Below are 12,618 nucleotides of genomic sequence, written 5' to 3'. Positions count from 1 at the left end.
TGAGAGTGTACTTCTTCTTGTTATTTTATTGCCGAAATTTGTCGAGCTCTTTGCTGAGGTCTTTTTACTGATGTCGGCTTTATGGATTTTTAGGCGCATATTTCTCTCGCTTTTCCTGTCAGTACTGTTGGCAATCCATCCTGTTAAAGCTCAAGATTCAATCAAAGTTCCAAAACAAAAATTAATAGTCGCTTCTATTGATTGGTGTCCTCAGCTTTGTCCAAAGGGAAAGCAAGATGGGTACATTATGGACACTGTGAAAGAAATTTTTACTGATAGTCCCTATGAGTTGGAAATCGTGACCTATCCCTGGTCTCGGTCGATACATATGGCACGGACGGGCGAAGTGCATGCTCTGTTATCGCCAGCACGTGCCGAAGCACCTGATCTTCTCTATCCGAAAGAAGAAGTCGGCGCCCAAAAAATGTGTTTTTTTGGATCACGTGGATCAACCTGGACTTATCAGGGGGAAGCTTCCTTAAAGGGACAGATGATTGGTATCGCTCATGATACGTCTATAGAAGAGCTAAATGATTTTATCGCTGAAAATAAAGAAGGCTTCCATTTTCTGACCTATGGACCCCGTTACTTGCCGCTTAGCTTTCGCATGGTTGATAGGGGGCGTTTAAATAGCTTCCTGTTTACCTATAACTCAACGATTTACGCACTTAAAAAGGAAGGCTATGCAGATAAAATTTCTGCAGCGGGCTGTGTGTCCAAGGCAAACGTTTATATGGCTTTTACGCCTGATTTGAACAAAAGGGCTTTTGTTCTGGAAGTTATGGAATATTTTGACCAGAAAATGAAGGCTTTGGTCAAAGCAGGCCGTGTCCCTGAGATTATGAAAGCTTATGGATTACCAGACTGGAACGGTGCGCTGCCGTCTGTTTTTTAGAAATTATACGGTGTGTGATAAAAAATGTTTTTGACTAAATTAAAGCTAAATATATTGTGATATTTTATTAAGTATTTGATATTTATATTTATTCAGGATTTTTTTTGTTTTGTTTTTTACAGAATATAATTAAAAAATTCGGAATATTTTATTTTTTTATTAAGCATGAATTAACTGGCTATACTCATAATGTTCCGTGGAAATGTTATTAATCCATACCGGATTTGTGACCAACGGGTTTGAAAGAAGCTGGAGAACCATGAGTCTTACGCAGCAAGATGTAGCTAAATTACTGGCAAACTCTTCACCAGAGGTGAGGGCAGAGACCACAATCAAAGTTGCTTCGCATTTTGAAGCTAAAGAATTTACCGATGAAGAAAAAGCGGTTGCGGAAGATATTTTCCGTGCTTTGGTCAAAGATGCCGAGATTGTTGTCAGGGAAGCCTTGGCAAATTCATTGAAAGTTGCCGATGATCTTCCAAAAGATGTCGCTTTGGCTATGGCTGCGGATGTTGAATCTGTCTCTTTGCCAGTGTTGAAGTTTTCTGATGTCTTCTCTGACGAAGATCTTGTAAATATTTTAAAATCAGAAAGTGCGGCAAAACAGGAAGCAATTGCGTTGCGTCCAAATGTCTCCGAAGTCGTCTCTGAGGCTGTCATTGACACTGGTAATGAAAATGCCGTTGCCAAACTGGTTGCAAATGAAGGTGCTGCGATCACGGAACACGGTTATGGCCGCGTGATGAGCGAGTATAAAGAAAGTGAGATCGTTGCTGGTTCTCTCTCCAGACGCCCTTCTTTACCGGCATCAGTATCAGAACGTTTGATGAATTCTTTGTCGGATCGTTTGCGTCATTATATCGTGAGTAAGCACGAACTCGATTATGATCAGGCATCCAATCTTATTCTTCAGGTCCGAGAGCGCGCGACTGTATCGTTGCTCAAAGAAGGATCAAGTCAGGAAGAGTTGGAAAAGCTTGTGAAGCAGCTTCATAAAGGGGGCAAGTTGACACCATCTTTGGTACTGCGCGCCCTTTGTTCAGGGGATATGATGTTTTTTGAAACTGCGATGGCTGAATTAGCTGGAATCAAGTTGACCAATGCCCAAGCGCTTATTCATGATGAAGGTCAACTAGGTCTTAAATCGCTTTATAACAAGGCCGGGATGTTGATGGCTTATTTCCCGTTTGTTGCTGCTGCAATTAAACTTTATCGGGAAATGGATTATAGCGGCGAGGGGAATGATCGTGAAGTCTTTGCCAGTCGTTTGCTGGAACGTGTTTTGACCATCTTTGAGGTTCCAGATGAGGAACTTAGCCCTAATGAAATTGAATATCTGATGAATAAACTTCAGCAGTATTCTGTCTGATTGTTTCATTATTGATTTTGATTATGTGTAAAGCGGTCTGTTTTCAGGCCGCTTTACTTTTTGTACTTATTCTGCAAACTCTTAGCTATTTACCCTTGTAAAGAACTGCAGGGAAGAATAAATCGAAAAGAACCTATAAAACGCTGTATTGAAAACGCATATCTAAAAAGCGCTGTCCCAAGATGAGAAAATGCCCGGACCAGATTTAACGATTACTCTTGCGATAATGTTTTCAGGTCTCGTGGTGATCCTTCTTGCCGGCGTGTGGGCAAAGCGACCGAGGGTTCCGGGGACAATACGTTGGATTTCTCCAACTGCGATTCAGTTTATGGCCTTGATCGTAGTTGTTTTAATGGTGCCACACCTTGTCGGGTTGCTTGGCGGGCAGGATTTTGTTGCACATATGTCTGCAAACAGATCTATGGGACGCTGATGCGTTCAGGTGGTGTTAAATCCAAGTCGTGTTCTGGATCAAAATTGAACTTTGAATCTTGGGCGTTGGATAAAGAACAGGCCCCGGTGGGGGGATGTACCGGGGCCTGCTCATCAAACAAAAGTTAGGGGATGGAGATCAAGCGACCCTAACCTTGCTTAAAAAAGCTTCCACTTCTTTACCTAACTGGTCTGCATTGTCAGTCATCTGGGTAATCATACCTTCAACGGCCTGAGCAGCAGCATTTGCATTTTCGGCGGTGCTGCGAACACGATCTACAGTATCTGTGACCTGACCTGTACTGTATGAGGCTTCTTGCACATTCTGTGCAATATCCTGCGTCGCCTGATTTTGACGTTCTACAGCCTCTGATATAGTACCAGAAATTTCATCGATTTGGGTAATAATATCTTGAATACCTTTAATCGCACCGACAGCAGTACCTGTGGCGGACTGCATAGAGGTAATTTGTTCTGAAATTTCCTCGGTTGCTTTGGCTGTCTGCGTCGCCAGAGATTTCACTTCGGAAGCAACAACCGCAAAACCTTTGCCCGCTTCACCAGCACGGGCAGCTTCAATGGTGGCATTCAAGGCCAACAGGTTAGTTTGTTCAGCAATATCAGAAATCAAGCCGACAACGTCACCAATTTTACGAGCTGCTTCGGAAAGACCTTCGACTTCTTCGTTCGTCTTTTTGATTTGGCTAACGGCTTCGGTTGCCACGGAAGAAGATTCACGTACACGTGTATCAATTTCTTCGATAGAGTTGGTTAATAGTTGGGAAGCGTTCGTAACGGCATTCACACTTTTTGATGCGACATGGCAAACTTCAACAATCGCACTGGCTTCACTGCTAGTTTCACCGGCAATTGCGGCCATTTCCTGGGCACCGGCACTGGATTGAACCGCACCGTTGGCCACCTGCTGTGTCAGGGCGCCAACAGACTGCTCGAAGTTACTGGCAAGTTCAGCCAACATTGCCTGTTTCTCTTCATTGGCACGCCGTTGTTGTTCTTCCTGCTCACCTTGAAGCCGCTCGCGCTCGACGGCATTGGCATGGAAGACTTCCATTGCAGCGGCCATGTCTTTTATTTCATCATTGAATTTTGGTTGCGGGACTTCTGCATCAGTTTTCCCGTGAGCGAGATCCATCATGGCCTGTGTCATTTTGCTCAAGGGGGAGGTGATGCTTCTGGTTACGGCGATGGAAATCATGATCGTGATGATCAGTACTGTGAGCATAATGCCAATAAGAAGCTGTGTGCGGTCTAACAGGGCTGCATCAAAATCATCCATATAAACACCGGTGCCGATAATCCAGCCCCAGTTTTTGTATATTTGAACGTAGGACAGCTTCTCGACGGGATCTTCTGAGCCGGGTTTAGGCCATAGATAATCCACATAACCGCCGCCTGTCTTTGATGTTTGTACAACTTTGACAAAGGCCGGGAATATTAGTTTGCCATTTTGATCCTCCAGTTTGCTGAGGTCCTTGCCTTCCAGCGCTGGTTTAATCGGATGCATAATAACAACTGAATTACTGTCGTTGACCCATAGATAGTCACCATCTCCATAGCGAATACCATTGATAGCTGTCAGGGCAGCTTTCTGCGCCTCTTCTTCGGACATTTCACCGTCCTGGGCACGTTTATAGTATCCGTCGGACAGATTGATGGCGGATTCAATAATATGCTTCAGTTCAGTTTGTTTTTGGTGGAACAGGTCACTTCTCAAACTGCTCAGAGAAACACCGCCGACGATGAGTAGGCCCAATGAAGCAAAGATGATCAAGGCGATCAATCTGTGCCCGATACGGAACCCTGCATTCTTTATTATATTCATTTGTCTTCCCGGTTCATATGACGTCAGGAATACAAGGGTATGACGAAAAGATTAAAAATATCTTTTTCGCTAATTATAACCGTTTTAATTCAACTTTATTGGGGAGTCGGCTATCCCATAAAAATTAACCCGGTCCCGATAACAACGATCATTGCCCCGACCCAAGCACCAATTGCCGGGCGCTCTTTGGTTCTGAACCACATCATGGGAAGCATGATAACGGGTGTTGTTGCTGATAGCGTGGCAACAATACCAACATCTCCCTTTGCCAAAGCGTAAAGGATCAGTGTCATACCAACGAACATGCCGAGAAAACCGGATATGACAATATGGGTGATAATCTGAGTATCAAGCTTTGTCTTTAATTTGAAAGCTTGAACTGGTGCAGAACACAAAACAATCAAGCCAAGAGCTGTGATGCCCACACGCATGGCAGAAACAGCAAAGGGGTCGGCCCCGGATGCCATTACAGGCTTGGCGATAAGAGAACCTACAGATTGACCCAAAGCGGCAATCAAGCCAATTCCAACGCCCACAATTAATGGACCCTTGATGGCTTCCCATTTATGGAGTTGGTCGCGGCGTTTACCATAAACAATGGCAAGAATAACCCCGGCAATCACCAGAATGGTTCCTAAAAGCGCCATCGGCGGCAGGGCTTCGTCCAGAAATATCCATCCCAAAAGCGTACTCATGGGGGCATTTGTGGAAAAAAGAATAGCTGTGCGGCGTGGCCCCAACCGGTTCATTGTTGCAAAAAGAGCTGTGTCCCCTAGCAAGATACCGATAAAGCCGGATAACATTATTTCTGCTATCTGATCTTTCTGGATCGTTTCCCAACCGCCAAAAATCGTGACGTAACTGCCGAGCATGGCAAAAACGATGATCATACGAACGCGGTTGAACCCTATGGTTCCCAGACGCTCTACGGGCATCACTGATACAATGCTGCCAACGGCCCAGCAGGTCGCGGCAGAAAGAGCCGCAATTTCAACGAGAAACATAGGGTGATCCTGTTATTGAGAAAATTCTATTATTATGTTTTTGATTATGCCTTCTTGGGACTTTAGCGGGATTGTTAAATCTGACAAGCCGATAAAAACTATATTCAAAGATTAGTTTTCCTAATTTGGGGTATCATCGTCTGAATTGGCTAGAGGCTTTACCGATAATCTTATTCTAATAGCAATATGTCGCCTGCGCAGTCTTAATCCGAGAGGTTTTGTGTTTTTTTGTCTGTATTTTTTGGGTCCCAAATCCTCCAGAGACTTATGATGGCCCATAGTCCCGGGATGGGGGCAAGCAGAGTTAACCATTCGTCATCAAAGAGATTGCTGATCAACCCGAAAATAACGACAAAGGCAATAACAACCATGATGGTTTTTGTCGTTTTTGATGGGGGCGCAAGAACGCGTTTTTCCTTGTTCTTTTGATCTGTGTCTTGAGTAGAAGATAATGCTCCATGCGGGTCTATTGTTGCTTTGGCCCAGTCGGGTTCGGCTTTGGTTGGCATACCCCCGTTTTTCCAGACGCCATCGGATGTTTCTTCATCGACAATTTCAGCATCAATGATATTGCTTGCCCGAGAGTTTGGATCGTCTTCTTTTTTATCAGATTTCTTATTGCCGAGGGCCTTTGAAAGGATGTTATCTAGCCAGTCGCCAAGAATTGTTGCGAGCAAGGCTGTGATACGAACGGCAACCCATACGGCGATTGCAATGGCCAGCATGATGCCACCAAATTTAATGATTTCAAATCCAGCTGGAATTTTCTGGTTTTTCAGCATGACAATGCCGATGAATACCAAAGGTACAAGTATCGCAAGTATGATGCTTAAGCGACTGACAGTCTTTGTGGTTTTAAATTTATTCATGCCCTATCGTACCGAACTCTCCTCTTGGCCAGCTTTATTTGGCCGAACATTCACGTGAAGCAGCATAATTCATCCTGATTGATAGAGTGTTAACAGATGTTAACCACTCTCATCGGGGCGGAGGCTTTCCGTGAAAAGGAATTATATGTGAAGGGGGTCAGTTGTTATCGCTAAAGGCCAGTCGAAAGCCAAATCCGGCAAAGGCTGCGGCTGTTGTTCTACGGAACCAACACATAAAACGTTCACTTTTTAGAGCAAAGTTTCCGATGAAGGCTGCGAAAATTCCATATCCTATGAAAACAATAAAAGTCATGGCCATAAAGGTCAGCCCCAGGAGGAGGGTATCCATCATCCAAGTGGCTGATTTTGCTTCGACAAACTGAGGTAAAAAAGCGAGAAAAAAGATGGAGAGCTTTGGGTTCAAAACATTAATCAAAGCACCCGTGGAGACAATTTTTTTTGCGCTAATAGGAAGGCGATCTTTTTGTTCCAGCGACACGGGGCCGTTATCCTTAAACGTTTGGTAGGCGAGATAAAGAAGATAGGCGACGCCCGCAAATTTAACAGCTTGGAATAAGAGCGCGCTGGTGTGGAGGATGGCTGCAAGCCCGAAAACAGCGGCAATAAGTGCGGGAACAATACCCAGTGTGCATCCAAAGGCAGCTGCAATACTAGCTGTTCGTCCAGCAGCCAGTCCGGTTGCAATGGTGTACAAAACGCCCGTGCCTGGAATTAATATGATCACAATAGAAGTTAATAAGAATTCGATCGTCATAAGTCTCAACCTTTGGCAAACTTAAACAAACATATCTAAATAATAATTTGTTGTTGATCTGGCTGAATGAATTAACGGCCTGATCGTTCGAGGAGGAAGATCAGATTACAGGCTATGTTTTTGCTTAGCAATAGGAAGTACAACTATAGAATGGGTATATGTTTGGTAATCAATATTCGTACTCCTCTATCGCAAAGAATCCTGAATATCCGTAATAGTATCGTCGACCTGGTTGGAAAATCGAGTGCTGTTTTAAAACAGGATCTTTTATAATTCAGTCTTAAAACACGGTCTTTAAAATTCTATTTCTTAAAATTCTATTTCTTAAAATTCTCTGGCGATCGAAAACTGCACTGCGCCAATGAGTGCGGATTTTTCGGGGCTATCCGGAAAAATATCCAATTCAGCGATGGCTTTTTCAACATAGTCACGGGCAGTTGCCATACTGTCTTCAAGTGCGTTGTATTTGTTTAGCAGGGCGATGGCGGTGTTCAGATCATCATCATTCTGATCAAGCTTTTCAATGACGCGCTTCCAAAAAGCTTTCTCTTCATCATTTGCCCGTTCATAGGCGAGAATGATGGGCAGGGTCATTTTACCTTCGCGGAAATCATCCCCGACAGTTTTGCCCAAGGCAGCCTGTTTGGCAGAATAATCAAGGATATCATCGACAAGCTGGAAAGCTATGCCCAGATACTGACCATAGTTTTCCAATGCCTGCTCTTCGTTCTTCGGGCGTTCTGCAACTACGGCCCCAAGCTGACAGGATGCTGCAAAAAGAACGGCTGTTTTACCACTGATAACTTCCAGATAAGCATCGCGATCTGTTTCCAGATCGTTTGTTGTCATCAGCTGTTGGACTTCGCCCTCGGCAATAATAGCAGAGGCGTCTGATAGAATACGGATTACTTCGAGAGAGCTGTCACGTGACATAAGCTGGAAAGCGCGGCTGAAGAGAAAATCACCGACGAGAACGCTGGGCTTGTTACCAAAGATGGCGTTGGCTGTGTCACGCCCACGGCGCAGGTCACTTTCATCAACCACATCATCGTGCAAAAGTGTCGCTGTATGAATGAATTCAATACAGGCAGCCAAACCATAATGACGATCGCCTTGGTAACCGCACAACCTTGCCGAGGCCAGGGTTAATAAAGGACGCAATCTTTTGCCCCCGGCGGCAATCAAATGACCAGCCAGCTGTGGAATAAGAACCACGTTGGACTGCATATGTTTCATGATCAAAGCGTTCACAGCCTTAAGATCGTCGGCAACGAGATCCATAAGGACTTCCATACCGTTCTTGGATCCTGCGTCGTTAGAGAGAGGATCTTTTTGATCAGATTTTACATCCGCAGCAATGGCCACGTGCTTCCCCTAATAATAAAGTGGCACCCATGTCCTTGGGGCCGATAATCCCGATAGGTCGTTCTTATAGGAAGCCCAGGGGGGAGTAAACCTGATAACGCTATTTTTATAGGCTGTGACGAGAGGAAGCAGTGTTTTCCCGTAGCTTTGTAATTATGTGTTGAGTTTTTACGTTTATTTTAAAGAGGCAGTTGTTATCCCAACAAGCTATGCAGATGATGAAAGAACAACTGCCTCTTTAATTTTTCATGCAGCTTCTTTTCGGATGAGTTGCGAGATATAGGCGTTCTTGTGGAGCAAGAATTGAGTAAGGCGTTCGGGATAGTTTTGAGATACGGCATTAACAATGGAAGGACGTTCGGCTAGATTTTCCCGGTATTTCTGAACCTTCGGGGTGCTCTCGAAGAAGTTGTCGTCGGAAAAGCTTTCAAAGACATCAAAGTATCTGAAAATTGGCCCGTAAACGGAATCAATTAATTGGAATTGATCTGAAGAGAAATATCGACAGGTACCTAGTTTGTTTTCAAGCTGCTCAAATTTGGTAATCAAAAGGGCACGTTTTTCTGTGTAGGTTTTATGCTCTTGTGCGCTGTAAAGTCCGGCAATACCAGCAAGAATGGATGATCCAAATTCTATCCAGGCACGATGGTGCGCCTTTTCGAAATGATTTTTGGGATGTAATGCAGCGCCCGTTGTTTCGTCCAGATACTCCGCTATTACAGCTGATTCAAAAAGGACACCTTGCTCTGTCTTGAGGAGTGGAACCTTACCGAGAGGAGATATTTCTTTGAACCAGTCAGGTTTGTTGGAAAGATCTATATAGGTGCGCTTATGGGGGATGTTTTTTTCATCCAGGATTATAATCGCACGCTGCACATAGGGGCAAAGATCAAAGCTAACCAGCTCTAACACGCCTTGTGTATCATCTATTGATTGGCTTTCTATATCAGCCCGGGTTGTCTTGCTCATAAATCAAACTCCTGATGTATTTTCCATCTACAGCGATTTGTTTCTCTGATGATTATAATTTAAGCTGTACGTTCATGATCATCAATTCGCAAAATTTGAAAGAAATATTTGCATGAATGTACAGGGTGAGTATTGGCGAGACCTCAGAACAGTTCTGGCGGTGGCACAGACAGGTTCCTTATCTTCTGCGGCGCGAGAGCTTGGCATAAGCCACGCTACCGTGTTTCGACATATAAATCAGATCGAAAAAAAGCTGGAAGTGAAACTCTTTGAACGGAGCAGGGGAGGTTACAGTTTGACCCCAGCGGGAGAAGTCATTGTCGAACGGGTAGAAAGATTTGATCGTGATCTCCTTGTTTTAGAACGCAAACTATTGGGAGAGGAGCTTCAACCCAAAGGGGTGGTGAGGATCACTACAACTGATACAATGCTGATAAATTTTCTCTCTCCGATCTTTGCTGATTTACAAAGGGCCTACCCTGAAATAGAGCTGGATATAAACTGTTCAAATGAGTTGGTTAGTCTCAATCGCAGGGGGGCAGAGATTGCCATTCGCCCGTCAAGGGCCAGTCCGGACAACATGGTGGGGCGCAAACTTTCTGATATAAGATTTGGAATCTATGGTTCGATTGGTTTGCATCAAAAACTACTACAAGGCAAAAAAACAATCGACGAGTTGGATGGCCTCAAAGATTGTAACTGGATTGGTCCAGATGAAAGTCTCGCGCATCTCCGGATATATAAATGGTTAGAGAAAAACGGTCTCTATAAACAGGTAAAGACCAGATACAATTCTTTGCTGGCTGTGGCCGATGCCGTTAGAAATGGCGGTGGTGTAGCGATACTTCCCTGTTTTATGGCTGGGCTTGATCCGACACTTTTACCGTTAAAAGCACCTCTGCCAGGCTTTGATAATGAACTCTGGCTGGTTACGCACCCTGATCTTCAGAAGGTGGGACGAATCAGGGTGTGTATGGATTTTTTGACGCAGGCTATTGTTAACAAGAAAATATTACTAGAGGGCAGCTTTTCATAAGGAGACTAGGTGAAGAGAGCCTCGAATGTCTCGTTTATAGTCGCTCAAGGTTTTTTTAAGCTTTACCATATATTCTAAAGATCATTGATGTCGGGGTCCGAACTCGATTAAAGCTCGCGTGGATTTATAAAAGGCCAAAGGAAAGCCTTATGCGAAGCTTGGTTTTTACTGTTCTGTTAGCACTATCCTTAAGTGCTCCCACTTATGTAGCGGTTGCTCAAGAACCATTGCAATTAGTCACTCTGGACTATCCTCCGTACGAATATAAGGAAGACGGCAAGGTTAAGGGCGTAGCTGTGAGAATTGTAAGGGAAATTTTTCGACGGCTTGATCGTAAAATAGAAATACAGGTTCTTCCCTGGGCTAGATCTTTGAAAATGGTTGAGGTCGGTCGGGCAGATGCTATCTTCACGGTCTATAGAACACCGGAACGGGAACTTTTTCTCGATTATTCTCAAGAAATGCTTATACCACAGGAAGTCTCTCTTTTTGTCCGGAAGAGCTTTCCGTTAGACAATAATACGAAGCTAGAAGACCTCATAAATTACCGCTTTGGTACCAGACGTGGTGTCAGCTATGGTGACAAATTTGATCAGGCTGTTGAGAGCAAAAGGATAAAATCTGTCTATAGGGCCACAGAGGGAGATGCTTTGATCAAGATGCTGTTGAGCCGGAGGGTGGATGTTATACCTTTTAATCGCTTGGGAGGATATTACCGCTTTCAGCGCCTTGGTGTCGTCAATGATGTTGTCGAACTATCGCCCCCAATCCAGTCTGTACCAAGTTACATTGCCTTTTCAAAGAAGCGAAAGCATAAGTCTTTGAGAGACCAGGTGGATGAAGTCTTAAGAGAAATGCGTGCTGATGGAACCTATGCAGCTATGACAACTTATCAATTGGTCCAATAACAGCCTTTTAAAAAAAGACTATTCCCTTTTTCTTATATTTCTTCCTGCTTGTCGAAGTGTCGTCTGAGCTGTAGCTTTCCTGAAAGTTTATCCCTTATGTTTGGTTGGCTGGTGTGATCGAAATTTATCGAACCAATGATATTGTCAAACTTTCCTGGCTTCAGGCTTTATTGTCTGATGCTGGAATAGAGTGCGCCGTGCTTGATCAGCATGCTTCTATTATTGAAGGGTCGATCGGGGCTATCCAGCGGAGAGTTATGGTTCTGGAAGAAGATGCGCTGCGCGCCCGCCGTGTGTTAAGTGATGCGGGTGAGATAGAGGAGAATATCTGATGCCCGAGCTTTCCTTGAATCTACTCGAGAATTTTGATCTGACAGAAGATGAGTTTATTGGTGGTAAGGTAACTGTTTTTCAACCAGCCAAGGGATACCGCGCAGGTATTGATGCCGTACTTCTGGCGGCAACGATTGATGTGAAATCTGATGAGAAAATTCTAGATTTGGGCAGCGGTGTTGGAACAGCCGGCCTCTGTCTAATGGGTCGTGTACCAGAAGCAAAAGTAACCGGGTTGGAATTACAGACAGTTCTGTTTCAAATTGCACAAAAAAACAAACAAACGAACCAACTGGAAGATCGTTGGTCTCTGGTCAATGGTGATCTTTTACAATTACCTGATGATCTGCCTTTGGGATCTTTTGATCAGGTTATGTGTAATCCACCCTTTATGCCCAAAGGGACATCACATGGATCTCCAGACCCGATCAAGCTGCTTGCCAACCATGAAGGTGATGCGACCTTGCGCGACTGGATGTTGGCAGCGTTGAAACTGGTCAAACATAAAGGTGTGATTACCATTATTCATCGGGCGGACCGCTTGGATGAAATCTTGTCTGTGTTTAGAGAGAAGAAGGCAGGGGCAATTGAAGTCTGCCCGCTGTGGCCTTACGAGGGACAACCAGCCAAGCGTGTCATAGTGCGTGCCCGCCGGGGAATATCAAAGCCTATGATCATTACAGCGGGGCATAAACTACATAAAACGGATGGCTCTTATACGGATATTATCGACGGGGCTTTAAGAAGGGGAGAAGTACTCCCACTTTAGGAAGCGAAAAGATTTTTTGCTTTTGGTCCATAAAGTACGGATGTTCACGGT

The 12,618-nt window shown here is 44.4% G+C and carries 13 protein-coding genes; 7 read left to right on the top strand and 6 right to left on the bottom strand.

The window, feature by feature from the left end; translation table 11 throughout:
* The first annotated feature begins 247 nt into the window (after positions 1-247).
* The 3 genes from BKB51_RS03920 to BKB51_RS03910 all read left to right on the top strand — a co-directional run bounded on the left by BKB51_RS03920 (position 248) and on the right by BKB51_RS03910 (position 2,697).
* Positions 248-895: a substrate-binding periplasmic protein gene (locus BKB51_RS03920; protein WP_085905393.1), complete on the top strand. Its 648-nt coding sequence runs from the start codon at positions 248-250 to the stop codon at positions 893-895.
* Between the two features lie 259 nt (positions 896-1,154).
* Positions 1,155-2,264: a SpbR family protein gene (spbR, locus tag BKB51_RS03915; protein WP_158090139.1), complete on the top strand. Its 1,110-nt coding sequence runs from the start codon at positions 1,155-1,157 to the stop codon at positions 2,262-2,264.
* Between the two features lie 190 nt (positions 2,265-2,454).
* Positions 2,455-2,697 carry a hypothetical protein gene (locus BKB51_RS03910; RefSeq protein ID WP_085899773.1) on the top strand — a complete coding sequence of 81 codons (243 nt, stop codon included), beginning with the start codon at positions 2,455-2,457 and terminating at the stop codon, positions 2,695-2,697.
* Positions 2,698-2,835: 138 nt separating this feature from the next.
* On the opposite strand, the gene BKB51_RS03905 is transcribed toward BKB51_RS03910, so the two are convergent.
* The 6 genes from BKB51_RS03905 to BKB51_RS03880 form a co-directional block, all read right to left on the bottom strand.
* Positions 2,836-4,539, bottom strand: a complete 1,704-nt coding sequence (locus BKB51_RS03905) for a methyl-accepting chemotaxis protein (RefSeq protein ID WP_085899772.1) — start codon at positions 4,537-4,539, stop codon at positions 2,836-2,838.
* A 110-nt stretch (positions 4,540-4,649) separates the two neighbouring features.
* Positions 4,650-5,543, bottom strand: a complete 894-nt coding sequence (locus tag BKB51_RS03900; protein WP_085899771.1) for a DMT family transporter — start codon at positions 5,541-5,543, stop codon at positions 4,650-4,652.
* 203 nt (positions 5,544-5,746) lie between these two features.
* Positions 5,747-6,412 (bottom strand): hypothetical protein, encoded by a 666-nt coding sequence (locus BKB51_RS03895; protein WP_085899770.1) that lies wholly within the window; start codon positions 6,410-6,412, stop codon positions 5,747-5,749.
* A 157-nt stretch (positions 6,413-6,569) separates the two neighbouring features.
* Positions 6,570-7,187, bottom strand: a complete 618-nt coding sequence (locus BKB51_RS03890; protein WP_085899769.1) for a LysE family translocator — start codon at positions 7,185-7,187, stop codon at positions 6,570-6,572.
* 324 nt (positions 7,188-7,511) lie between these two features.
* Positions 7,512-8,480 carry a polyprenyl synthetase family protein gene (locus tag BKB51_RS03885; protein ID WP_085900204.1) on the bottom strand — a complete coding sequence of 323 codons (969 nt, stop codon included), beginning with the start codon at positions 8,478-8,480 and terminating at the stop codon, positions 7,512-7,514.
* A 318-nt stretch (positions 8,481-8,798) separates the two neighbouring features.
* Positions 8,799-9,521 carry a glutathione S-transferase family protein gene (locus BKB51_RS03880; protein WP_085899768.1) on the bottom strand — a complete coding sequence of 241 codons (723 nt, stop codon included), beginning with the start codon at positions 9,519-9,521 and terminating at the stop codon, positions 8,799-8,801.
* A gap of 112 nt (positions 9,522-9,633) precedes the next feature.
* Between BKB51_RS03880 and BKB51_RS03875 the strand changes: the two genes are divergently transcribed.
* The 4 genes from BKB51_RS03875 (at position 9,634) to BKB51_RS03860 (ending at position 12,567) form a co-directional block, all read left to right on the top strand.
* Positions 9,634-10,557 carry a LysR family transcriptional regulator gene (locus tag BKB51_RS03875; RefSeq protein WP_085899767.1) on the top strand — a complete coding sequence of 308 codons (924 nt, stop codon included), beginning with the start codon at positions 9,634-9,636 and terminating at the stop codon, positions 10,555-10,557.
* Between the two features lie 149 nt (positions 10,558-10,706).
* On the top strand, positions 10,707-11,465 hold the full coding sequence (locus BKB51_RS03870) for a substrate-binding periplasmic protein (protein WP_085899766.1): 759 nt from the start codon (positions 10,707-10,709) through the stop codon (positions 11,463-11,465).
* 113 nt (positions 11,466-11,578) lie between these two features.
* Positions 11,579-11,797: a putative signal transducing protein gene (locus BKB51_RS03865; protein ID WP_085900203.1), complete on the top strand. Its 219-nt coding sequence runs from the start codon at positions 11,579-11,581 to the stop codon at positions 11,795-11,797.
* Entirely contained in the window at positions 11,797-12,567 is a 771-nt protein-coding gene (locus BKB51_RS03860) for a tRNA1(Val) (adenine(37)-N6)-methyltransferase (RefSeq protein ID WP_085899765.1), read from the top strand. The genes BKB51_RS03865 and BKB51_RS03860 overlap by 1 nt, the downstream gene beginning before the upstream one ends.
* Positions 12,568-12,618 lie beyond the last annotated feature (51 nt).

It is taken from the genome of Kiloniella majae (assembly GCF_002118315.1).
Classification (GTDB): domain Bacteria; phylum Pseudomonadota; class Alphaproteobacteria; order Kiloniellales; family Kiloniellaceae; genus Kiloniella; species Kiloniella majae.
The sequence above is the reverse complement of the archived record's forward strand: the minus strand, read 5'-3'. Positions and strand labels throughout refer to the sequence as shown.